Raw genomic sequence first — 23221 nt, forward strand, 5'->3', positions numbered from 1 at the left:
TCATCATGTCCGCTATTTCTATTCTCGCACCCGATGCGAGCACGAACAACTCCATCTGCCATGTCCCAGGCTGCCAGCTCGAGCAGCACGACGAAGCGGCACCATCGCTTCACCAGGGCATCACGAAGTACACCGACGCCTGGTCGGTGAGCGCGATGCTCGACGAAGCAGACGGGCGCTGGGAAATCGACGCCGTCTCGACCTACCGCCGCGACCTCGCTCTCGAGGAAGCGCGAGCGTTCGCTGAAGCCATCCTCACGGTCGTCTCCTGGTGCGAGATCGTGACGGCACCTGAGGAGGTCGCAGCATGAGCGCCGTCGTGGAGCAGCAGCACATCGTGATCGACAACCTCTGGCGCGCGATCGACCGTCGCGGGTTCAAGACCCGGGATCTGGCAGAGCGAATCGGGGTGTCTCTGGAAGCTCTGCAGCGCAAGCTCTCCCAGCACATCGACTTCACCACATCAGAGATCGCGAACCTCTGTGAAGTGCTGAACGTCACCGCGGAGTCGTTGTTCTCGAAGCCCGAGAATGAAGCCGTTCTCCGGGAAGATCTCACAACTATCAAGCGGAACCTCGAAGCCTCACCGGAAGTGCAGATGTGGGCCGCAGCGAACCTTGACCCTCTCTCCGAGCACATCTCGTTCTCGGACAAGAAGGTGTCTGTCGCGCGAGCGGAAGACGGCAAGCTCTATCGGGCAGCGTTCGTCATCACAGTTGCACCCGGGCACGGCCGCACCTTCAACATCAAACTCTTCGCTGGCGCATCGTCCCGCGATCTCGCGAACGCGCGGCGCGTCATCAGCGAGGCCAAGCGTGGACGCTTCGCTGCGGACACCTGGTGGAGAGTCGAGAAGTTCGCAAACCAGAGCTTCGGCGGGTGGCAGATGACGCTCCATCTCTGGAATGACGGCAAGGGCGAACCGAACGATCTCCGACCGTGCGCGATGCGCGGGTGCGTAGAGCCGTTCCACGCGTGGAGTGACGATGAGCAGGACGAGCCCTGTGTCTGCATCGTCATCGAACATCCGGATGACCGCTACATCGTTCGCGGCTTCCGTTGGGCGGGCGACAAGGCATGGCAGGCAGAAGCGGGCAACGACTGCGACATCATTCCCGATGGTCCGGCCGGCCTCAAGATGCTCCGTGACTTCGCGAACGACTTCGCTTGGGTGCAGGGCGAGTGCGATCGCCTCAACGCAGCGGAGGTGACCGCATGAGTTCCATCATCACTGGCACCGCACTCAGGCAGCAGCGTGAAGCGGCCGGCCTCGACACCCGCGAGGTAGCAGAGCTCACCGGGCTGCCGGAGCCCTTCATTCAGCTCCTCGAATCCGAACGCCGTAGTGCACCCCAATACATTCACCGTGCCGCAGCAGCGATCGCCGCGCACGTCTCCGAGAGGACCAACGCATGACCGACCAAACACCACTCACCGGCTACGTCACACAGACCACGCCGCCAAGTACCCCGCTCGACACACTCAAAGCCCTCGCCCTGCGAACCATCGACCGGCTCGACTACGTCACCGATCAGCTCGGAGGAGGAGCGCACGAAGTCCCGGAAGATCTCCTCGAGTACATCGATGCGATCAAGACGATGCACTTCGCCGCGATTGCCGAGCACGTTCCCGTCGCACGCGACGAACGTCTGGGAGAGCTGCGGTACATCCACCCGGATGGGCGCACCTACGCGGACGGAACCCCCGTGGTCGAGCAGTGGACAGCGGACTACGGCGTCACGGACTACTACCCCCGTTACGACGGTCCACGCGACGAAGCATTGAAGCATTTCCACGAATGGTCTCGTGAGGCGCTCGCCAATGCTCAGGTGTACGAACGGTTCGAGAACATCGTCCGTGATGTGGACTGGGGTCCGCATGACCAGACGGACGATAACCGCTAAGGCAACCGCGACGCTCGAGGGTTGGCTCGAGCAGTTTATGGGGGGAGATCTTCACTTCGGAGATCTCCCCCTCGCCGTAGAGGCGTACCTACATGTCGGGTACTCACTCGGCAGAGCCTCACGGCAGCTCGAAATCGAGCAGCTCGAGCGCGCGGCAAACCGCCTTCACAACCTCGCATTCGAAACCGACAAAGACCGGCGTGCACGACTCGAAGCACGCCTCTCGCAAGCTCTCGAGGTCGCGACCGAAGAGCAATGGGACCGGATCGAAGCAGAGCTTTACGAAGCATTGGCCGATCGACAACTGAACACCAACTCTATTGGAGCCGACATCACGCCGGCCGTTGCACAGAGGAGGCCGCATGACGGCAGCACTCAAGCTCGTGGAAAACGAGCAGCATGACCCCGACAAAGCATTCTGGCTGAGTCGACCACACTTCACCGCAATCCAACAATGGGCGAGAGCTCGCCGCGTTTCACCCTGGGCAGTCCTCGGAGTCATCCTCGCGAAGATCATCACGAACACTCCACCGAACGTGCTCCTCCCGGCAATCGTCGGCGGGCCGGGATCGCTGAACACGTTCCTCAACATCGTGGGGCGCTCTGGGCAGGGCAAAGGTGCAGCAGGTGCCACCGCAAATGAAGCGCTCGAGGTCGGAATGCACACGCTCCGAGTGGCTCGTGCGAACCTCGGCTCCGGCGAAGGCATCTCGGCCGCATTCGTGGGACGGGAGCAAAACGAGGATGGCGATACCGAGATCGTGCAGCACACCGACTCGGTACTGTTCGAGGTCGCAGAGGTCGACACCTTCGCCGCAACGGGAAACCGTACAGGCTCCACGCTGATGCCGGAGGTGCGGAAAGTGTGGTCCGGCGAAGCACTCGGATTCCAGAACCGCGACAGTGCCCGCACGCTCCCCGTCGAAGCACACTCGTACCGCGCGGCAATGATCGTCGGCGTACAGCCCACACGTTCTGGTGCGCTCCTCCGAGACGCGGACGGAGGCACACCGCAGCGATTCATCTGGCTACCGGCAACGGACCCCTACGCGCCCGACCGAGCCCCAGCCCCGCCCGAAGTGATCCGGTGGGACATGCCGGGGGAACATGTTCTTCCGACGATCGACGGGCGCCGCACACTGCGAGTATGCGACACCGCATGGGAGACGATCGACCGCGCGCAGATCGCTCGCCTGCGCGGGGAAGGTGATGCGCTCGATGGCCACGCTCTCTTCTCCCGACTGAAAGTCGCGGCGGCGCTCACTCTGTTTGATCAGCGCGGAGACGTGAACGATGACGACTGGGAACTCTCGAGCCACATCATGCGAGTGTCCGATGCCACGCGGAAAGCGTGCCTGGACGCGCTGGAAGAGGTGGCAAAGAACGCGAACGTCGCACGGGCCGAAGCAAGAGCAGAGGCCGCAGCCGTGACCGCGGATCACACCGAGACAGCGCTGCTTGAACGGGCGAAAGAGCGCGTCATCCTGAAAGCCACTACTGAGTGGGAGTCCGCGGCGAATCTCCGCATCGCACTGTCTACGAAGATTCGACCATTCTTCGAAGTCGCAGTCGACCAGCTCGAGAGTGCGAGTGCGATCGAGGTTCTGCGAGACGAATATCAGAACCGGCCGCGCGTCAGAATCCGTCTCAACACTGTCAGCCCTGACAAAAAGTCAGCTCTGGCGAGCATGCCTCAACTTCCGCATGATTCCAACGAAGTTCAGCCCTGTTCGACCACCCCTGACAGGGCTGACGAAAAGTCAGGACTACCGCACACCGGAGAAGGGAATCAGCCGTGACGAAACCCACTCTCCGCATCAAAGCGCGGCACTCCCGATGGGGAACACCAGACGGCGAACAGATCGATGTCGTGCGTCTTCTGCCCGCAGGCGGTCGACCAATCGCCATCGACTACACCGAGATCCCGCAACTCCTTGCAGACCTCGGACAGCTCCTACTCGAGCATCACACCCGGAAGGAGGGTGATAGTGAAGACGTACCGCAACCACCGATGTAAGAGCCATCACAAGTCGGAGAGCACCTTTCTCCGCTGCGCGTTCCCGACGCTCGCCTGGGTCCAGGGCGACGGTCACTACGCAGTCATCGCGTGGTGCCGCACACCCACAGTCACACTCTGGTCGTCGGCGACCCTCGCTCAGGCTGCGCTCACTGAGCTCGATGCTCTGCGGTGTGGCGGGCGATGTACCGGGCGTCATGAAATCGTTCGCATCCAGATTGCGACAGACAAGGAGGAACACAGATGCCAGAAATCGGGCCAACCGTCATCGCGAAACGCACCCGATGGCTCGTCGGCGGGGTGAAGCAGCCAGTCATAAGGATCGACTCAGGAAATCACTTCGTCATCGTTCCCTACGAGAACGCACGCAAACTCGTGGACGCCGTGCACGACCTGTGCGACGAACACGAACGGCGCGAACGATGATCGGGCCAGTGTTCTTCGCCGCCCGTCACCGATACGAGGAAAACCACCGGCAAGCCGCACAACTCAACGTGCGACGAGCCCTCATGCAGGCCCCGCTCAACAAGGAAGAGCCTGGCATCGCCATCCTCCTTCTCGGGCGACCAATCCTCGTACTACCTCCCGACGCGGCCCTACGGCTCGCAAAGGAAATCGCGGACCAGCTCACTGAGATTCGGTCCGAACACTAGACCTGGCACCACCCGGTGTCGACCAACAAGCTCTGCCAAATCGGTGGAGCTTTTTTCATTGAAGGAGAAACCCATGGCAACACAGACCGAACAGATTCAGGCGCAGCTCTCGACGTTCCGCGAATCCGCGCACGGCCACCGCGGACGCTTCCGCGAAGACAGCGAACTGATCAAGCAGAACGACCGGCTGAGCACCACAGGCAAGACGGACGAGATCACGTCTGCCCGCGATAAGACGAATGCGGCCCTCGACTCCCTGAAGCAGAAGGAGTCAGAGTTCATGGCCGGTAAACGTGAATCGCTCCGCAAGGAACTCTTCAGCATCGGCTACGCGCCAACTGCGAGCGACCTGATGGCCTTCCGCGATGCAAACGACCGCGTCAGCCGACTCGACGTAGGCGACGATTCGAAGGCCCTCACCATGTACCAGCAGGCGCAGGAGGTCGGTGATAAGACACTCGTTACTGCCCTCGTCTCGCGCGCCTACGACACAGGCTTCGACGGTGTTCTGAACGCGCACGCGGAACGAAGCCCCTATGACCGCGAGCGAATCGAAGCACTGGCCTACATCGACCGCTTCGAAGGTGATCTGCGCAACCAGTTCCAGGCAGGCATGGACTACTCGCACGTTGGTGAGCGGTAAGCGCATGGCGGAGAAGAAGCCGACGCCCACCCCACTCCCGCTCAACGGCTCCGGGATTGAAAACAAGGCCGCGGAAGCCTTCGGCGCTGCGAAAGGCAAGTGACGTGCTCAACCAAGAACAAATTGACGTGTACGCGCTGACACACACATCGAACGTCGTTCGAGCAGTCGTCTCAGACGACCCCGAATCGCGACTCAGAAACGCCTACCTCGTGCTCGCGAGCCAAAAGCTCACCGATGCCGACACGGCGCGCGTGGTCGAAGCAACCCTCGGGAACGTGCTCGGCATCATCGCGCACATCATCCCAGACGGCGCAGCACGCACCCTCCTCACATCACGCCTCGAAGCGGTTAGCTCCTATGCCGACCTCCTCTCCACCGTGAACAACATCAGCGGCCCCACGAACCGGGCCGCACGACGCAAGAAAGGAAACCGCAAATGAACCCCTGGGACATCGCATCATGGGCCGGCGCAATCGCCGTCACCGCCCTCTGCGGACTCGTCGTCTACTCAGCAATCGCCACGATCGCTAAACGCTCGAAGTCCAACAACTAAACCGTCACTCGCTCGACCCTGAAGGGGCACCGATCTGAAACGATCGGTGCCCCTTCGTGCGTTGCGCGACCAGAGGTTGCTAGAAGGGGGCCAGAAATGGCTCAAGAAGTAGGCGTTGCATACGTCACCCTCCTGCCCTCAGGCAGAGGATTCGGAAAAGCAGTCGAAGGGCAAGTCGATACCGCCCTCGACACAAGCGAGAAGAAAGCAAACGGGTTCTTCTCAAAGCTGGGCACGGGCATCAAGCGTGTCGGTTTAGGCGTCGCAGCACTTGGCGGCACCGTCGCAACACTCGCAGTCGGCGGCGGCATTGCTCGAGCGCTCAACATCGAAGACGCGCAAGCGAAGCTCAAAGGTCTCGGGCACGATACCCAGTCGATCGAAACCATCATGACGAACGCCCTCGGTGCGGTGAAGGGTACTGCGTTCGGTCTCGACGCGGCTGCCACGACCGCAGCCACCGCCGTCGCGGCCGGCATCAAACCCGGTCAAGAGCTCGAGAAGTATCTCCGCCTGACAGCGGATGCGGCCACCATCGCGGGCGTCTCGATGGAAGAGCTCGGTTCGATCCTGAACAAGGTCACGGCCAAGGGCAAGGTCCAGACGGAAGACCTCAACCAGCTCACGGAGCGTGGCATCCCGATCCTTCAGATGCTTGCGGACGAGTACGGTGTGACCGCTGAAGAGATGTCGAAGATGGTCACTAAGGGCGAGGTTGACGCCGAGCGATTCAGGAAAGCTCTCGAAGACAACGTCGGCGGGGCCGCACTCGCTTCAGGAGACACCACGCGAGGGGCACTTGCCAACCTCGGAGCGTCACTGTCACGACTCGGAGAAGTATTCGCCGGACCCGCACTCAGCGGAGCCAAAGACTTCTTCAACGAGCTCACCGTCATCTTCGACGGGATCACCGACCGCTCAAAGCCCGTCGTCGCAGGCCTACGCGAACGCTTCGCCGGCATGTTCGAAATCCAAGGATCGGGCGAGAAGTTCCTCGCATGGTTCGACAGCATTCTCGAAGCCCTCAAGAACGGTCCGATCCCGCAAATCATGCAGGCACTCGCACCCGTGCTGCCCGCGCTGGGAGAAGCGGCCGGAACGATCTGGAAAGAACTCGGGAGCGTTCTCGCCGAGTTTGGCACAGCGCTCGCGCCGGAACTGCCCGGACTCGCAGAAGCGCTCGCAGACGCCATTGTGGAGCTCGCGCCCGCTCTGACGGACTTGGCTGTGTCCCTCGCGGATCTCGGCAAGGAGGGCATCCCCGCACTCGTTGACTTGATCGCCGCAGTCGGCCCGGTGGCATCCGCATCCGTCTCCAACTTCGCAAACGCGGTCGAAGGGCTCGCTGAATCACTCGGGTTCCTGAAAGACGCCGCAAGCTTCCTGTTCGGTGAAGACGAAGGCAACCTCGCTTCAAACACCTCCTCCGACTGGGCGAAGCTCGGCGACCAGATGTTCGTGTGGCTCCCGTTCATCGGGCCACTAATTCGCGGCATCCAGGAACTCGGCGGATCGCTCGAAGGATTCAGCGAGTGGGTATCCGAAGCCACCGTGAACACCATCAAGTTCACCGAAGACGTGATCCAGCAATGGGCACCCTTCTGGCTCAGCATGACCACGGCAGTAGCGAACTCGCTCGGCACGATCGCGATCTTAGTCACCAACGGACTGACGGCGGTTAGAAACGTCATCTCGATCAGCCTTGCGACCATAGGCAACTGGTGGACGACTTCATGGAACGCCCTGACTTCAACAGTCGGGGGAGTGTGGAGCAACGTTACGTCGGCAGTTTCTAACGGCATCGCAGCGGTGATCGGACTCGTTCAAAGCCTGCCCGGTCAGATCAGCTCCGCAGTAGCCGGATTACCCGGCCTCCTCGTCGGTGTCGGACAACAGATGGTGCAAGGCCTCATCAACGGTGTCTCATCCATGATCGGCAACGCCATCGCAGCCATCCAGAACGTCGCCGGCTCGATGGTCGACGGTGCCAAATCAGCACTCGGCATCCACTCTCCCTCACGCGTCTTCCGAGACGAAGTAGGCAAGATGGTGGGCCTCGGGCTACTCGAAGGTATCGGGGACCAGGCGATCGCGAGCCGGATCGACAGCCAGGTATCGCACCTAGTGAGTGTGCCAGCAGACGCACGATCCGCCGCGATACCCGACGCGATCACCCTCGTGGACGCAGACGGCTCAATCCTCACCAGGGCACGAGTAGTCGCCAACGAAGAGATCGATGTCTATTCGAGCCAACGCGCAGCGGCTCGGAGACGCACGGGGTTCTAACGAAGAGGGGAGGGGGTACGGCTTTAAACCTGCCCCCTCCCTCAGAAACAAGCCACCCCACCGCATCACCGGCACTGGCATCGTGGGATCAGGTGATGCAAATGCATCACCTCGGGTAAAGCGTGCGGGGAAGATTCACCCCAGGCGTAGGGGTGTACCTACTGTGGACACCCCTCGCGACATCACCAGCAGCCCCACACCATCTACCGACCTGCCTGCCCGTGCAACACGCCCACGCTGGCCCCCGCAACACCAGGACGGACACCACCACCGCCCACACAAAGCACGACCACCACAGGCTCTGAACGGACACGACTGCAGCTTCGGTGCAGACACAACAAGCGGGCAGCAGCCAGCGCCCGGAGGGTGGGGCACACCCCCTCCCCACCCCGTCCGCGGCCCTCCCCAGGTGCTTAGGGCTATCTCCCCCCGTTTTTCCGAAACGACGGGGCCCTGGTGTGCCTGAGCGCTTGTGTGCGCCTTTCTGGCGCGCGAAAAGGGTGGGTCGAAGCAACTTCGGCACCTGTCGGAAATCCGACACCTGTGTCAGATGACACATCTCAACTTCCGCGCGATTACGCGGTTTATCCGTAACACCATGATTGGAGAAACCATGACCGACGATTCACTTATTGACCACGATTCCGGTGGCGATCACGCTATCCCTGAGGGGCTTGGAGCGAAGGGAAGCAAGCTGTGGAGTGCTGTTGCCGGCGATTTCGAGCTTGCAGAGCATGAACTCGCGGTCCTTGAGGAAGCATGTCGAGTCCGCGACCAGATCGAGAAACTTCGAGAGGCTGTTGATGCCGATGGGACGATGATCGATTCGTCGCAGGGTTCTCGGCTTCATCCTGCGATCGCTGAAGGGCGGCAGCAGCGTCTCGCTCTTGCTCGACTCCTGGCAACGCTCGACGTTCCGGGGCTCGAAGACGATGACCTGCCACCTTCACGGGGTGTGCGTGGCACTTACGCAATGAGGGGGCGCAAATGAGCTACTTGTCGCTTGACGCGATCCCTGAGCCTTACGGTACGGAGCTCAAAGGGCTGTTCGCGCAACTGCAGCACCATCAGCGCAGGAATGATGTGCATCGGCGTTATTACGACTACAAATCGGGGTTGAAGGATCTCGGTATCGCGATCCCGCCGCAACTTCGATCGATTGAGACGGTGTTGGGTTGGTCCGCGAAGGGCGTCGAGGGCTTGGTGAAGCGGTCTGTGTTGGACGGTTTCTCAACGCCGTCCGGTGTCGACGCGGATTCGATCGGGCTCACTGATGTTTTTGAAGGCAACCAACTGGGCGTTGAGTCTCGAATGGCTCACACCGACGCCGCGGTGGCATCGTGCGCGTTCGGGTTTGTCCACAAGGGGGACGAGTACTTGGGCGAGCCTAGGGCTCTGATCTCGGTGAAATCGTCGTCTGTGGCGACTGCCCGGTGGGACACCCGCAAGCGAGCTTTGGCGTCCGCATTGTCTGTCATCGAGTTCAGTGATGAGGGCAAGCCTGTGCGCTTCAACCTCTACATGCCGGGGGAAGTGATTGCGTTTCGGTGGACAGGTCTCCGGTGGGACGTGCAGCGCATGGAGCATGACCTTGGCATGCCAGTGGAGGTACTGCCTCACAAACCTTCGCTGTCGCGGCCGTTTGGAAAGTCGCGGATCTCGCGCGCGGTAATGGCTCTGACGGATTCTGGCGTTCGCACGTTGCTTCGTTCTGAAGTCTCCGCTGAGTTCTTCTCTGCGCCGCAACGGTATGCGCTCGGAGTCGATGAAGATACATTCATTGGCCCGGACGGTAAGTCGATCCCGGCGTGGCAGGCGGTTATTGGCCGCATGTTTGCGGTGGGGCGCGACGAGAACGGCGATCTTCCCTCCGTGGGTCAGTTCTCGCAGCAGTCGTTCGAGCCGCATTTCGCGCAGATCCGGCAGTTGGCTTCGTTGGTCTCTTCGGAGTTCAACATGACGCCACGGTCGTTCGGCATCGTGCAGGACAATCCTGAATCGGCGGACGCGATTATCGAGGCGAAGGAAGACCTCGTGTTGGATGCGAAGGAGTTCACTGACACGGTGTCTCCCGCTTGGAAGCGTCTCGTGGTTGGGGCTCTGCGTATTCACGATGATTCGCCTGTTGCTCGTGAGGTGTACCGGCAGATTCGCCCGCACTTCCGGAACCCGGCTCTGCCGTCTGTGGTGTCTGCGTCTGACGCGGTTACTAAGCAGGTGTCGTCGTTCCCGTGGCTCGCTGAGACTGATGAAGCGCTGGAAATGCTCGGGTATGACCGGCACCAGATCGACTCGATGCAGGCCACCCGGCGTCGGGCTTCTGCGCGCGAACTTCTAACGGTGAACCGTGAAGCAGTGGAAGCCGAGGTGGCGTCATGAGGCGACGGAGAATCAACGGAAACGGGATACCCCGCGATCTCGAGATGGCCGCGCTACCGCAATTCAAAGATGACTACTCCGAGTCGGTCAATGCGCGGCTTGGTCGATTTCATGACTGGGAACGCCGCTTCGAGGAATGGCGTCGCCGGCGTGAGATCTGGTCGATGACAAACGAATGGCCGGGCGGTGAGGAAGAGCGAATCCGGGAGGAAGCTTCATACCCGTACCCTGATGAGCCATTTGACTCCAACAGTATTTGAAGCAATGACTGTGTCCGGGCAGTCGGCTTTCTGTGGGGTGTAATCTCCAAGAATGGGATGGTGGGGCACTTCTTCGTACAATCCACATGATCGCGAACACGCGGAACTTTTCTTGGAGGAGGGCCGACGTCGTATGGACCGCACCCGGACTCGCAGCGGTTCACTGGACACTCGAGCTGGACTGCTCATCAGTTCGACCGCGATCGCGTCATCTCTCCAATTGACGGGAGAGATCGGCAGTGACCCTGAACCGATCACCGCTGCGGCAGGCATTGCGGCATTGGTCGCCATCGGCTTCGGGGTGGCAGTCCTTAGAACTGTTGTTGGATCAGAACTAGATCATCTTGTGCTGCGTAAGCGGATAGTGTCTGGCGGAAATCCACCTTATGTGGACATGTTTTGGGTCGGCGATAAGTACTTTCAACACGTGCTGAAGGCTGAGGCGATAATCGCTAGGAAAGCAAAGTTGCTGAATGCAGGTTTTCTGGGACTGGCAGCTTCTGTAGTGCTTTCTATGATTCCGTGATAGTTGTTCTTTATGGCTAACTCCGGAAAATTCCCCATTGAACCGCCTGACGAGAAAGACGGCACGACCGAGATAATCGAGGCCTCGAAAGGTATCGAGCGCAACGAGTTCCGGGTGACCGGCGACTAAAACTCACGTTCCCCCTGCAGTGTCCTACTGGGCCTGCAGGGGGCTTTCTCTGTTTTATCGCAGTATTCGACTAGTTAAGACTCCGCGGCTTTGCTTTCCCCTGCATTTTCGGCCCGATTCTTGTCATAGGTCTTCTGCGCCTCAGGGATTCGTGGGCTCGTCATCTGATCGATCATCCCTTCGCGAGAATGCACGTACTCCTTATACGCACTCTTCAGATGCTGCCTTCGACCGAAAATCCCAAAAACGCTGTGAGCTAGCACCTGATTATGTCGGTAGCTAGCCTCGAACGCGGCTAGGTAGAGGGGTTCGAGCATGTAATCTAGCTCTGAAATTGGCGACTTCGGGTTACCGTTCTCTAGCTGAAAAACGACTTCGGATCTGTCGAGGTCAATTCCTTTCAGGGCTTCATAAATAGGCGGGTCACCGACAACCCGAGCTTTGTTCAGCGACGCCCGGAAGGCTTCAGTCGCCAAAGCATTCCTTTCGACTTGATCAGCGGGGTAAGAGAAGTTCGCTAACACGTTGATTTCGGTTGGGTTCATGCCTTTCGTGTCCGATGGGCTCCCTGCGTTTTGTTGAGAGATTGCGGCTTCGACCTCTTCTACGAATTTGTCTCTTGCTCTGGACAAGTGCGCCAAAGAAAGCCAGAGGTCTGTCGCAGATTGCAAGGCTTCCGTATTGAAAGTGCGGGCGTCTCGAACTGCTTGGATATTCCACTCGGAGCGGCGGGCATCACGTGCCAGGTATGAGTTTGTGAGGACTGTGATTGCGACCACTGCCAGGGGGACTAATGATGAAAGTACAAGCAGCCTGATCGAGTCGATTAGTTCCGCTTGTGCGATGAGCTGCGCCTCAACATCTGCGGCAGCACTCAAGACATCGAGAATCACTACTTCTTACTGCCGTTCAAGCTTGACGGTCTGCGTGGTTCCCATCGCGGTCACGTCATAGCTGAGCACGCCACCTTCGTATGTGAACGTTTTCGTGTCGTCACCGGAGGCGAGAAGCGCGGTGTCGGTGATGGTCGTGTCGTTCACCGAGTCCCACTTGTAGGAGTCGGCGGGCTCGGTCGGTGCGATGAACGTGCCCGCCCAGTAGACCGACTTCGAGCTATCGGTTTCGTTGACCCAGTCGACGGAGATGGTTTCGCCGCTGATGGTCGCCGTTTGGTAGTTCTCCGGCGAGTTGGAGTTTGTCTGCTTCCATTCGCCGGCGAGGTCGACCGGAGTTGCGGCTTCGGTGGTTGCCGTGGTTTCAGTGGACTCTTTCGCTGTGCTGTCGGAGTTCGATGCTGCGGTGCAGCCGGTGAGTGCAAGGAGGGAGATGGCCGCAACTGTGAGGAGCTTCTTCATGGGATAAGCATCTCACCTGCAAAGGATTTGCGCTGAGCCATGTGCTTAATGATGTGCTACCGTCCATGCTCCGCCGTGATCTTAGGAGTGCTGCAGGGTGTTCGGCCCATGAAGGTTTGGCATGTTCATGCGCCTACATGCGCCCTGGCGTGCCTAGGTGCTCACGTGCCCTGACGAGTTCAAATCCCCTATCCTCCGCCACCAGGGCCCGTCGCATTGCGACGGGCCCTTTTGTGTTCCCATGCGCCTGTCTGGGATGCCGTGTGCTGTGCCTGGCAAACCCTGGGAATTCCTCACCTTCATGCATGCAGCCCTCACCGTTTTCGCCGAGCACGCTTAGAATCTATTTTTGGATTCAAGAAATGGCATGCCGGCTGAGGGGCGGACTATATGGAATCGCTCGCCACTCTGGCGCACCAGGCAGACGATCGGCGCACGTGGGTGCAAGAGGTCATCGAGATCTCGGAGGTCGGCGCGAGATTTCGATACCGGATCCCTGCAGACGTCGAACTGGGACCAGTCGTCGCCATTGAAACCGCACGCCAAGCGATGCACTGCTTCGCACACCTGCAGCTGGGCGTTCCGCTGGAGACGCGGTCGCTGCTGACCCGGGCCGCATTCACAGCGGTTGCAGGCGCAGAGTTGAGCCGCTCCGGAGAACTGACGCTGCTGTGCCGGTCTCACCGTTCGCGCGCCGGCAAGAAAGTCGTCGTGGCGGCATCCGTGGAGATCGTCGCCGGCTGCGCACGTGCGGCACGCAGCGAGATTGAAGGGGTCTATCTCGATTCCGACCTGTTCGAGCGGATCGAGCAGATGAGTCGATCCACCATCGTCAACCCTGCGCCCTCGATCGCTCAGCGAGCCCGTGAGATGCTGCGTCTCAATGCTCGAAAGCCACAGGTCGACACGCAGCGCGCTCACCTGGCCGGCATGCAGATCGTCTCGCGTGCCCTCGACGCGACTCGGGCCAATCGCACCGTTCGCGCAGTCGAGTGGCTTGAGGTCAACTTCACCCGAGTGGGAACCGCGAACGCGCCCATCGACATCGACCGGCGCGAGCAGGCGAATGCGTCGACGGCGCACGTGCGTCAGGGTGGCGTCGAGATTGCGCAGGTGCAGATGCGGTTCGCGACGCACGAGCGGCACCTCGCTCATGACTGAGCAGACGCCGTCTCGCGGGCTTGCGCTCGTGACCGGAGCAAGCGGCGGGATCGGCAGTCGCATTGCGCACGCGCTCGCCGCCGCCGGGTACACGCTTCTGCTCCAATCGCGCGCCGAGCATTCGCGTTTGCGCGACATCGAACGGGCGTGCACGGCGGCGGGTGTTGAAGCTTTCACCGTGCGTGCTGATCTGAGCAGGCAATCCGGTGTGGTCTCGGTCAGCGACCGCGCACGGCAGCTGGTGTCTGACGGCCATGAGCTCACCCTCATCGTGAACAACGCCGCCGCGCTGCTCAGCCCCGCATTTGCATTGACGACGCCAAACGATTTCGACTACTTCTTCGCCACCAACGTGCGCGCACCATTCTTTCTCGTGCAGTCGCTGTTTCCGGTGATGCCGAGAGGCGCTTCGGTTGTGAACGTCTCATCGGCGTCCGCCCACTTTTCAAGCCCGGGTGATACCGCGTACGCGATGAGTAAAGCCGCGCTCGAATCGTTCACGGTGCAGGCCGCCGAAACCCTGGCAGAACGAGGCATCCGTATCAATACCGTGGTCCCCGGGTTCACCGACAACGGGTATGAGTTGTTCCAGAATGCCGAGGCACTCGCCTATATGGACACGTTCGCAGTGCTCGGCGGTGTCGCGCACCCCGATGACGTCGCACAGGCCGTCGTGTTCCTGGCGTCTCCCGCCGCCCGTCGAATCACGGGTACCGCCCTCGACGTCACCGGTGGGTCGACAATTGGTGCGCGTCGTGGGCATCAGAAGTCGGTGCGAGAGGCGACATGAATTAAGGCGACCGCCTCATCGGCCGCCCACCCAGTCACTCATACGATGGACGAAGCTCTCAACACAGGAAGGTGCCCCCGTGGCCTCCAACACCACCCGTACCACCCCCAGGAAGCGGCAACCGCGCAGCCTGGAAACTGAGACCCTGCTGCTCGAGTCGGCGGCGATCGTCTTCGCGCGCTTGGACTACAACAACGCGAAGCTCACCGACATCTCCGAGGAAGCCGGTGTCAGTGTTGGGTCACTCTACTTCCACTTCGGCAACAAAGACGACGTTGCCTCTGCCGTGCTGACACTGCAGCAGACCCGTATGACTGAGGTGTTCACGACGAGCGTCGCCGGCGACGACTCGGCCTTCGACCGCATGCTGGTGCTGCTCACGAACATGGCGGCGCTGATCTCGGTCGACAAGGTGGTGCAGGCGGGCATCCGGCTGCTCGCGTCGCTTCCCGACAACCTCAAGCAGGTCGGGCACGATCACTATCGCGATTGGCAGAACACGACGACCGACCTCATTCGTGAGGGCCTGGCCGAGGGATCGATCACGTCGACGCAGCCCGCGGAAGACATCGGCGAGCTCCTCAACGAGATCTTCGTCGGTGCCCAGGTGATGTCGGGCATGAGTGACGGGTGGAAATCGCTGCCGGCGCGGTTGGAGCTCGCCATGCCCCTGCTGCGGCACCTGCTGCGCCCGGAGTAGGGGAGCGCGGCGTCGACGCAGAGCGGGGCGGACTCTATTCGGTGGCCGAGTCGCCGACGATGACGAATTCGCCAATGACGGTGATCCCGTCTTCGTCGTAGACGGGAATCGTGCGCGAGTCTGTCTGCCCCTCTTGCCAGGCCTCGACTTCCTCGGGTGAACCCGGCATGGTGCCGATGAGATCGGAATTGCGCACGTAGCCGATCTTGCCGTTCGTGGCCCCCGCGCGAACGAGATCGGGCACGCCGAGTTCGTTGCTCACACCGTAATCTTCACCCTGGTTGTTCGTGCCCCACGCGGTGATCTCGGCGGTGGCGTAGTTCGCCGTCGCGGTCCACCGGGCTTCCGGGCTCGTGGTCACCGTGAAGACATTCCCGTCGAGTGCAGCGAGTGGTACGTAGCCGTGCACTGGCCCGTTGCTCGTCGGTTCGCTGCATCCAACGCCCGTGAACTCATTCGGGTTCGCCGGGTGCGATGGGTCAGGCGGTACTGCGGGAAACGCGAATTCTCCCGCGGTCAGGCAGGTAAACGACACTTCGACCGCGTTTGCTTCAGCCGGCGGATCACCGAGGGGGATCGATCCGCTCCCCGTTTGGGCGGTCGAGCCGATCTCAGAGACAGGGCTGAGGGCAACACCCCCGGGGACGGTCCACACACCGCTCGCGATGGCGACGCCGCCGCCTGCAAGCACTGCGGCGAGTCCGATTCCTGAGCCGATGAAGAGTCGTCGGCGCCGGCGTCGGCGTTGCGGCTGCGAGGTACGCACGACCTCGTGAATGAGGGCGTCGCGGAGTGCGTCGGCGTACTCTTCGCGCATGGTGTGGTCGCTCATGAGGTCTCCTCTGCTCGGATGCTCGCACTGGTCGTGCGTTGCAGGTGGCGCTGCAATCGCGCTCGAATGCGGTGCAGGCGGGTGCGCGCGGCGGATCCGCTGATGTTGAGCGCCTCGGCGGCTTCGGCGGGGGTGTATCCCTCGAGCGCAACCAGCGCGAAGAGCGAGGCATCGGCATCCGGGAGGCGAGCGAGTGCGGCGTTGAGCTCGGGATGCTCCACATCGAAGAGCTCGGCGCGTTCCTCAGCGGAGGGTGCTGAAGCGGCTTCGGGCAGCGCGTGCAGAAACTGCTGATATCGCCGACGAGAACGGCTCAGGTTTCGAGCGGTGTTGGTCGCCGTCACGAGCAGCCACGGCGCGACTGAGCCGTCGACGATGCGCACCCGATCCCGTTTTCTCCAGAGTTCCAGAAAAGCGATTGCGGTTGCGTCCTCGGCGTCGTGGGTGCCGCCGAGCATTCGCAGACAGTGACGATACACGCGATCGCGGTGCCGATCGAAGATGACCCCGAACGCTTCCGCGCTGCCGCCGACGGCCTGCTGCCACGCTTCAGCTTCGACCCGCACTTCTGCTTCCATACTTGATAGTGTCCGGCAATACGCGCGGCGTTACACCGATGATCGATTGTGCATGTTCGCAGCAATGCAAAATTCGGAGCGCGCTCCGGGTAGTGTGTCGGTGACGCTGTTTTCGACCGGCTGGAGCACGCATGGCGATCCCGAGCACCCCCGCAGAATCGGGAAGCCCGGAACTCAGTCATACGCCGTTTCATCGCGTGCGGTCGGCGATTTTCGACGGTACGCTCAAGCCAGGCGAGGCGATCGATTACTGGGAGCTGCAGCGATGGCTCGGGCTCTCAGACTCCGCCGCACGAGACGTGATGCGCGAGCTGGCCAAGGTCGGGCTGATCGAAGCCGTCGACATCGAGCGCCCACGTGTCGTGCTGCCTGCTCTGGAAGAGCGCGATCAGATCATCCAGTGCCTCGGTGCGCTGCTGGGTGGGGTGGCACGAGTCACGATTCCAGCGCTACCGACGTGCGAGCGTGAGTCTCTCTCGCTGCAGCTCGGGCAGTTGCTTGAAGCCGTCGGGGAGCAGGAGCCCTACGAGTACGCGGCGCACACCTGGCAGTTCATCGAATTCCTCGTGCACGCCTGCCCGAACCCCGAGCTCGCGCGCGCAACGCAGGGGCGTATCGAGGCGCTCTCGTATCTCATCTCGTTGACGCAGGCAGAAGAAGCACCGCAGTGGGATCGCCTGCACGGGAGCTACTCTGCGCTGCGGTCGGCCATCGATAGCGGCGACGCGGTTGCTGCGGAGTTGGCGCTCGAGCATGCGTTCCGTATTACCGGGGATTCGGTCGCGCAGCTCTCCGACGGCATCGCTGAGCCGGCCCCCTCGGTGCTCGCGGGCGATGATGTTGCGGTCACACAGATGGTGGGCGCACTGCTCGGTGCGACCGTTAGGCTGACCGCCGCTGAGCTGCGCGGAGCAGAGCTTTCGCGTGTACTGCACGCGGTCGAGCGGGCGCAGGGAGCGGCACACGCGGGCGACATTGCCCGGCACCGCGAGCACGGCTCGGCACTGGTGCGGTTGCTGCTCGAAGCCTGCCCGAACCGACACCTCGTGAATACCGTGAAGAACACGATTGAGTCGCTGGGAGACCAGCTTGACGGCATATGGACGCAACAGGCCAACAACTGGCACCGCGTCATCTCCGGGTATGAAGATCTCGCGGCGGCGATCTGGGCGCGAGACGCGATCGGTGCCGAACTCGCGTTCGAGAAGGCGTGCCTGCTCTAGCGAGCGTGCGCAGCGGAAATGTGTCGCCGCCGAGCCTGGAACGCGAGTTCTGCGCCTTGGTACTCAGCGATGGTCGCTGCAGCGGCAGAACGATCACCGAATCCGGACAGGGTCGCTGAGATTGCTGAGGCGAGCTGCGAGACCGTCGCGGTGTTCGGTGCCAGAGCGATCCCCAGCCCGGCTCGCTCGAGCGCCGCGGCACCGGCGAACTGATCGGTTGAGAACGGCAGCACGACGAGTGGTACATCGAACGCCAAAGCCTCGGTGACACTGTTATTGCCGCCGTGCGTCACCGCTGCCGCCGCGTGTTCGAGCAGGGTGACCTGTGGCAGGAACTCGCGGACGAGCCAAGATTGCGGGATCTCCCCGAGCGCTTCCGGGTGCGAGGAACCATGCGCGATCGCAGCGCGGACCCCGAGGTCGCGCAGGGCGGTGGCGACGCGGGCGAGCACGTCGCCGCGCACTGAGAGAAAGCTGCCGAAGCTGACGTAGACGAATGGCTCGTCGCTGGCCTCCAGCCACGACGCCACCTCAGCGTCGGGGGCTTCTGGCCGCAGCGACGAGCCGATGCAGGTGTGCGGTGGCAAGAGGGCGGCTCGGTCCGCCGGCATGAGTGCTGCGGGATAGTTGAACACGAGAAAGTCGCCGTGCTCGGCGAACGCGTCAGGTGACGGAGCACGATCCGGGGCAATTTCGTGAAGTGCCGCATTCCATTCCTCGGTGAAGCGCTCGCTCACCTCGCGGCACAGCTCGCGCAGCTCGTCGAGCTCATCGGGATCCGGTGCGAACGCGTCGGGCCAGGCAGGCGGGTATCCGTAGAGTTCGCCCGCAGCAGGGAGGGGCAGCGCGGTCGGATGACCCAGCACCACGTCGACGTGGGAGACGCCAGCAGCCTGCAGTGCGAGCCGCGCGCTGAACGCGAGGTGGTCGACGATGATCTCGTCAGGCTGCACCCGCTCGATGATGTCGAGGACGCGCCCTGCGGTAGCGACGGGTTCCCACATGAGATCGTGCAGACGAGCGCGTGCCTGGAACGCCAGCGTCTCGATCATGCCTCCGTGCGTCGCCGCAAAGAATCCGCGCAGCGCGTCATCTTCTCCCTGGGGCTGCTCCTCGGCGCGGATCGTGCCAGGGTTCGAGCCTTGACTGAGCTGCAGGGGTTCGTGATCGTAGCCGAACGCGGCGACGATCTCGGCGGTCGCGCGGCCGGTAGCGACGACCACTCGGTGCCCGTGCTCGCGCCAGACACTGCCCATTGCCGCGAGCGGGTACAGGTGCGAGGCGTAGTCGGGGCTGATGATGAGGAGAGTCACGAGTGGCCGTCCGATCCGAGGGTATGCACGAGGGAGCGTGGAGGGGCAGAGAGAAGAGCTTTGAGGGAGGGCTGCCAGTGGAGCCGCTGACCCGTCTCGTGCGAATGCGCCGTAGCGGAGGCGTAGATGCGCGACAGATTGGCGGCCATCGTGCGGATCGAGAACCGTTCGAGCACCGCACGGCGTGCGCGTTCGGCCCGCTTCGCGGCGTGCGGACTCGCGGCAATGGTGAACGCCTCGGCCAGGGCATCGCGCAGCTCAGCGCCGTTCGACGTGTCGGTGAGTAAGCCAGTTTCGCCGTGAACGAGGTAGGTTGCTGGGCCGCCTCGCTGGGGAGCAACGACGAAGAGGCCGGCGGCGAGGGCCTCCAATATTGCAAGCCCGAATTCTTCTTTCACACTGCCGCACACGTAGACCCCATGAGGCGCCGCAAACCCGGGAAGACCGATCTGCGCGGCCGCCATCCACCGCGCCGTGACCGCGTTCGGGCGGTGGCCGGCCAGCAGCAGCCCGGCATCAGCCCGATGTGCCGGATCGACCAGCGCGTCGATGCGAGCGAGTTGTTCGGTCTCTTCGGCCGAAGGGGTACGCAGATCGCCGCCGACGATGAACAAGTTGCAGCGATCGCGCAAATCTGAGCCGGCCCAGGTGGCGACGACGTCGGCCATTCCTTTGACGCGGTGCAGTCTTCCGACTGAGAGCAGCAGAGGAAGCGATCGACGTGCAGCAGGGAGCGCGTCGAGCAGTTGTTGCAGCTGTGCAATCGCAGGGGAAGGCGGCGAGCCGATCGCCGCGTCGGTTGCCTCGGCGACGGCGTCATCGATCACCTGCACGTCGATGCCTTCAGCGATCGCGGAGAATTGGGAGGAAAGCGCGGCGTCACTTCGGCGCGCACGCCCATTCCCAGTGGCGGTATCGGCGATATCGATGCCCACGAGTCGCGCGAAATCTTCGCGCAAGTGCTCCCGCGGCATGAGCACCGTGTGATGTGCCGAGTGGGCGAGGTCGTGTACGAGTCGGGTGCGGAACCAATAGCGATCAGCCGCGTCGTGCTCGCCGAAGTTTTCGCGTGTCAGCGTGCCGCTGTGTTCAAGCGTTTCGATGAGCGCGTGTGGATCAGGGGCGGCGGTGAACACGACGGCGATGCCGGTGGCGCGTGCGACGTGCCAGGCAGCGAGCGTTCCGACATCGGCCATGCGCAGGTGGACAGCGTCGACAGGGCCGTGGCGGCGCAGCGCCCGAGCGATGCCTCGCCTGGCCGAGACGTAATTCGACCAGGCGTCGTCAGCGCTCGTCGCAGTGACGGCGAGCGATACGGTGTCGTAGGTGTGATGAGTGGAGAGGGCTCCGGGAGGCGTCGCTAGCACGTGTGCGCTGTGCGCGCGACGGGGAGCGTCACCGCGCTCGCGCGAGAGCGTGACAACGCGTGAGACTGCGCCAGATTGCCCGAGGGGTTCTTGGCCGCCCTCCCGGACTGCGGGATCGACCAGCGCATCTCCCAGCCGCACCAGGAGCGTCGCGATACCCCCGTTGTTGCCGCTCCCGACGCGGCGCAGGTCGGCATCAATGTCGGCGCCGAGGAAGAGCTGAGCAACGGTGACGCCGGTGCGCTCAGATTGGGCTCCACATTCTGTCGTGCGCGCAGCGCGATCCTCGGAGAGGTTCGCGACAGCTGCTGCAGCAGCTTCACGGACGGGCGCAGGCTCCTGCTCGTCGGCCTCGATGTGCTGGATCAGGTCGATGGCGTCCGGCGTGTGCAGCAGTCCGAGCGTCTCGACGAGGAGTCGGCGCGAGTGAGCACTTGAGCCCTTTGCGAGCGCTGTAATGAGGTGCCGTGTGATCAGTCTGGCGTGTACTCGGCCCCACTCCTCCAAGCACTGTTGCGCGAGCATGCCGCCGAGACCTCCCGTCATCACCATTTCCAAGAGGGCGTCGACGGTGGACTCGCGGAATGGGCGAGAAGCGCAAGCCCAAGCGGCGTGCTCACGAATGTGCGCGCGGTGATCCCGCACGGCCTCTTCGAGTATCTCGTCGACAACGTGGTGATCGATGCGAGCTGCAGCGTGCAATGCGGCGATAGAGAGCACGTGGTCCGGGCCTGCCAGCGCATCAATTACAGCGGCGAGCGCTTCAGCGATTGCGGGCCCAGTATCGAGTGCATGCGCTGGAGCTGAAGCGAATTCATGCGACAGTGCAAGCGCGTGCGTGAGCGTGTCTGCGGCGCGAACCTGCTGCAGGTGAGTGACCACTCCCATTGGGACCTTCGATCCGACTCTCGGTTTGTAAGCTTTTTGGTTACTTCTTTAAGTTACACAGTTTCTAAGTTAACCTACTTGCGGTGAGAAGCCCAGCACGAAGATCATGCGACGGATGGCTGCAGTGCTGTGAGGCGCTCAGTATCGGTCTGAACGAGAAGCGAGTACAGCCGTGAAGCAACGATCCGCAACGCGTGAAGTCAGGCCTGAAGACGAGCGGTTGCCTTGGAGCAAGAACCTTGCCTATGGCATGCAGCACGTGCTCAGCATGTACGGAGGCATCATCGCGCCACCGCTCATCATTGGTACGGCGGCCGGGCTCACGAGCGCCGAGATTGGCGTACTCATCGCGAGCTGCCTATTCATCGGCGGTCTCGCGACGCTGCTGCAAACCATCGGTATCCCATTCTTCGGAAGCCAACTGCCGCTCGTGCAGGGCACCTCGTTTGCCTCGGTCGCGACGCTCACGGCGATCATCGAGGGTGGTGGGGGCATGCCGGCGGTATTTGGTGCCGTACTCGCTGCCGCCGCAGCCGGATTCTTGATCGCTCCGTTCTTTGCCCGCATCGTGCGATTCTTTCCACCCGTGGTCACGGGTGTGGTCATCACCATCATCGGCGTATCACTGATCCCGGTTGCCGCGCGCTGGGCGATGGGTGGCAATGCGAGTGCCCCCGACTACGGCAGCATCGCAAACATTGCGCTCGCCGCGGGAACGCTGCTGATCGCACTGCTGCTCTCGCGCGTGCGAGCGTTCGGGATCGCCCGCTTGGCGATCCTGCTCGCCCTCGTCATCGGTACCGTGATCGCGCTGCTCCTCGGCAAAGCAGACTTCTCGTCGGTCACGAACGGTGCGATCTTTGCCGTGCCGCAACCCTTCGCCTTCGGTTGGCCGACGTTCGAGATTGGCGGCATCATTTCGATGTTTGTCGTTGTGCTCGTGATCCTCACTGAAACGACCGCCGACCTCCTTGCCGTCGGTCAGATCACTGGTTCCCAGGTCGACTCTCGCCGCATCGCCGACGGACTTCGAGCTGACATGCTCTCGAGCATCGTCGCTCCCGTCTTCAATACGTTCACTCAGAGCGCTTTCGCGCAGAACGTCGGGCTCGTCGCCATTACTGGCATCACAAGCAGATTCGTCGTCGCGACCGGTGGCGGCATTCTCGTCATGCTTGGGCTGCTGCCCGTGCTCGGTCGCGTCGTCGCAACTTTACCCACTGCGGTGCTCGGTGGCGCGGGAATTCTGCTCTTCGGAACTGTCGCTGCCTCGGGTATCCGCACACTGAGCAAGGTGCAGTATGAGGGCACTTATAACATGCTGATCGTCGCCGCATCTCTCGCGATCGGCTGCATTCCCGTGGTGCAACCCGACTTCTTCGATCAGTTTCCGACCTGGTTCAGCACGATTTTCCACTCGGGCATCAGTGCCGCTGCGGTCACCGCAGTGCTCTTGAACCTGCTCTTCACCGAATTGCTCCCAGCGCGGCGCCGACAGGCGGCCGCCCCTGCGTGAGTTCGGCACTCCGCGGATCGCGCGCTGCACGCTGCGTCCCACGCATCGAACCCGGTGAGCGGATGTCGAGGTCCTCTCATTTTGCCGAACCCCTCTCATCTCGCCGAACGCTCCCCATGTGCGCGTGCACTTCGGGGGCATTCGG

24 protein-coding genes are annotated in these 23221 nt (G+C 62.1%); 18 read left to right on the forward strand and 6 right to left on the reverse strand.

Going from position 1 to position 23221, the window contains the following annotated elements:
- Window positions 1-5 precede the first annotated feature (5 nt).
- From AMS67_RS13405 to AMS67_RS17460, 13 genes are all read left to right on the forward strand, one after another.
- Window positions 6-311: a hypothetical protein gene (locus AMS67_RS13405; RefSeq protein WP_053387820.1), complete on the forward strand. Its 306-nt coding sequence runs from the start codon at window positions 6-8 to the stop codon at window positions 309-311.
- Window positions 308-1219, forward strand: coding sequence for a helix-turn-helix domain-containing protein (locus tag AMS67_RS13410; protein WP_053387821.1), 912 nt, complete (start codon window positions 308-310; stop codon window positions 1217-1219). The genes AMS67_RS13405 and AMS67_RS13410 overlap by 4 nt, the downstream gene beginning before the upstream one ends.
- On the forward strand, window positions 1216-1416 hold the full coding sequence (locus AMS67_RS13415; RefSeq protein ID WP_053387822.1) for a helix-turn-helix domain-containing protein: 201 nt from the start codon (window positions 1216-1218) through the stop codon (window positions 1414-1416). Before AMS67_RS13410 ends, AMS67_RS13415 begins: the two co-directional genes overlap by 4 nt.
- Window positions 1413-1904 carry a hypothetical protein gene (locus tag AMS67_RS13420; RefSeq protein ID WP_053387823.1) on the forward strand — a complete coding sequence of 164 codons (492 nt, stop codon included), beginning with the start codon at window positions 1413-1415 and terminating at the stop codon, window positions 1902-1904. The genes AMS67_RS13415 and AMS67_RS13420 overlap by 4 nt, the downstream gene beginning before the upstream one ends.
- Window positions 1879-2307, forward strand: coding sequence for a hypothetical protein (locus AMS67_RS17455; RefSeq protein WP_156316677.1), 429 nt, complete (start codon window positions 1879-1881; stop codon window positions 2305-2307). The genes AMS67_RS13420 and AMS67_RS17455 overlap by 26 nt, the downstream gene beginning before the upstream one ends.
- Window positions 2267-3703: a hypothetical protein gene (locus AMS67_RS13430; protein ID WP_053387825.1), complete on the forward strand. Its 1437-nt coding sequence runs from the start codon at window positions 2267-2269 to the stop codon at window positions 3701-3703. Before AMS67_RS17455 ends, AMS67_RS13430 begins: the two co-directional genes overlap by 41 nt.
- A 461-nt stretch (window positions 3704-4164) precedes the next feature.
- Window positions 4165-4347, forward strand: coding sequence for a hypothetical protein (locus AMS67_RS17690; protein ID WP_053387826.1), 183 nt, complete (start codon window positions 4165-4167; stop codon window positions 4345-4347).
- Between the two features lie 300 nt (window positions 4348-4647).
- The gene (locus tag AMS67_RS13445; protein ID WP_053387828.1) at window positions 4648-5217 is read left to right on the forward strand and encodes a hypothetical protein; all 570 of its coding nucleotides are present in this window, start codon (window positions 4648-4650) and stop codon (window positions 5215-5217) included.
- 104 nt (window positions 5218-5321) lie between these two features.
- The gene (locus AMS67_RS13450; RefSeq protein ID WP_053387829.1) at window positions 5322-5660 is read left to right on the forward strand and encodes a hypothetical protein; all 339 of its coding nucleotides are present in this window, start codon (window positions 5322-5324) and stop codon (window positions 5658-5660) included.
- Between the two features lie 209 nt (window positions 5661-5869).
- Entirely contained in the window at window positions 5870-8059 is a 2190-nt protein-coding gene (locus tag AMS67_RS13455) for a tape measure protein (RefSeq protein ID WP_053387830.1), read from the forward strand.
- A 613-nt stretch (window positions 8060-8672) separates the two neighbouring features.
- Complete coding sequence (locus AMS67_RS16955; protein WP_075201392.1) at window positions 8673-9050, forward strand: hypothetical protein; 378 nt, start codon at window positions 8673-8675, stop codon at window positions 9048-9050.
- Complete coding sequence (locus tag AMS67_RS13465; protein WP_053387832.1) at window positions 9047-10438, forward strand: phage portal protein; 1392 nt, start codon at window positions 9047-9049, stop codon at window positions 10436-10438. The genes AMS67_RS16955 and AMS67_RS13465 overlap by 4 nt, the downstream gene beginning before the upstream one ends.
- A 393-nt stretch (window positions 10439-10831) precedes the next feature.
- Window positions 10832-11224, forward strand: coding sequence for a hypothetical protein (locus tag AMS67_RS17460; RefSeq protein WP_206541773.1), 393 nt, complete (start codon window positions 10832-10834; stop codon window positions 11222-11224).
- 203 nt (window positions 11225-11427) lie between these two features.
- On the opposite strand, the gene AMS67_RS17465 is transcribed toward AMS67_RS17460, so the two are convergent.
- Window positions 11428-12246, reverse strand: a complete 819-nt coding sequence (locus tag AMS67_RS17465) for a hypothetical protein (protein ID WP_156316679.1) — start codon at window positions 12244-12246, stop codon at window positions 11428-11430.
- 6 nt (window positions 12247-12252) lie between these two features.
- Window positions 12253-12708, reverse strand: a complete 456-nt coding sequence (locus tag AMS67_RS13475) for a hypothetical protein (protein ID WP_053387834.1) — start codon at window positions 12706-12708, stop codon at window positions 12253-12255.
- A gap of 390 nt (window positions 12709-13098) precedes the next feature.
- On the opposite strand from AMS67_RS13475, the gene AMS67_RS13480 reads away from it, so the two are divergent.
- The 3 genes from AMS67_RS13480 (at window position 13099) to AMS67_RS13490 (ending at window position 15359) form a co-directional block, all read left to right on the forward strand.
- Entirely contained in the window at window positions 13099-13869 is a 771-nt protein-coding gene (locus AMS67_RS13480; RefSeq protein ID WP_053387835.1) for an AfsA-related hotdog domain-containing protein, read from the forward strand.
- Window positions 13862-14659 (forward strand): SDR family NAD(P)-dependent oxidoreductase, encoded by a 798-nt coding sequence (locus tag AMS67_RS13485; RefSeq protein WP_053387836.1) that lies wholly within the window; start codon window positions 13862-13864, stop codon window positions 14657-14659. The genes AMS67_RS13480 and AMS67_RS13485 overlap by 8 nt, the downstream gene beginning before the upstream one ends.
- Before the next feature lie 79 nt (window positions 14660-14738).
- A complete protein-coding gene (locus tag AMS67_RS13490; protein ID WP_053387837.1) occupies window positions 14739-15359 on the forward strand; it encodes a TetR family transcriptional regulator in 621 nt (206 codons plus the stop codon).
- Between the two features lie 34 nt (window positions 15360-15393).
- On the opposite strand, the gene AMS67_RS13495 is transcribed toward AMS67_RS13490, so the two are convergent.
- Together AMS67_RS13495 and AMS67_RS13500 are read right to left on the reverse strand one after the other, a co-directional pair.
- On the reverse strand, window positions 15394-16191 hold the full coding sequence (locus tag AMS67_RS13495; protein WP_053387838.1) for a hypothetical protein: 798 nt from the start codon (window positions 16189-16191) through the stop codon (window positions 15394-15396).
- Window positions 16188-16769: an RNA polymerase sigma factor gene (locus tag AMS67_RS13500; protein WP_075201393.1), complete on the reverse strand. Its 582-nt coding sequence runs from the start codon at window positions 16767-16769 to the stop codon at window positions 16188-16190. The genes AMS67_RS13495 and AMS67_RS13500 overlap by 4 nt, the downstream gene beginning before the upstream one ends.
- A 131-nt stretch (window positions 16770-16900) precedes the next feature.
- On the opposite strand from AMS67_RS13500, the gene AMS67_RS13505 reads away from it, so the two are divergent.
- On the forward strand, window positions 16901-17992 hold the full coding sequence (locus tag AMS67_RS13505; protein ID WP_053387840.1) for an FCD domain-containing protein: 1092 nt from the start codon (window positions 16901-16903) through the stop codon (window positions 17990-17992).
- Here the strand turns inward: AMS67_RS13505 and AMS67_RS13510 are convergent.
- Together AMS67_RS13510 and AMS67_RS13515 are read right to left on the reverse strand one after the other, a co-directional pair.
- Window positions 17989-19305: a nucleotide disphospho-sugar-binding domain-containing protein gene (locus tag AMS67_RS13510; RefSeq protein ID WP_053387841.1), complete on the reverse strand. Its 1317-nt coding sequence runs from the start codon at window positions 19303-19305 to the stop codon at window positions 17989-17991. The two genes, AMS67_RS13505 and AMS67_RS13510, sit on opposite strands and share 4 nt — an antisense overlap.
- Entirely contained in the window at window positions 19302-21560 is a 2259-nt protein-coding gene (locus AMS67_RS13515; RefSeq protein WP_053387842.1) for a glycosyltransferase, read from the reverse strand. The genes AMS67_RS13510 and AMS67_RS13515 overlap by 4 nt, the downstream gene beginning before the upstream one ends.
- A 172-nt stretch (window positions 21561-21732) precedes the next feature.
- Between AMS67_RS13515 and AMS67_RS13520 the strand changes: the two genes are divergently transcribed.
- Complete coding sequence (locus tag AMS67_RS13520; RefSeq protein WP_082305523.1) at window positions 21733-23076, forward strand: nucleobase:cation symporter-2 family protein; 1344 nt, start codon at window positions 21733-21735, stop codon at window positions 23074-23076.
- Window positions 23077-23221 lie beyond the last annotated feature (145 nt).

It is taken from the genome of Leucobacter japonicus (assembly GCF_001273855.1).
Classification (GTDB): domain Bacteria; phylum Actinomycetota; class Actinomycetes; order Actinomycetales; family Microbacteriaceae; genus Leucobacter; species Leucobacter japonicus.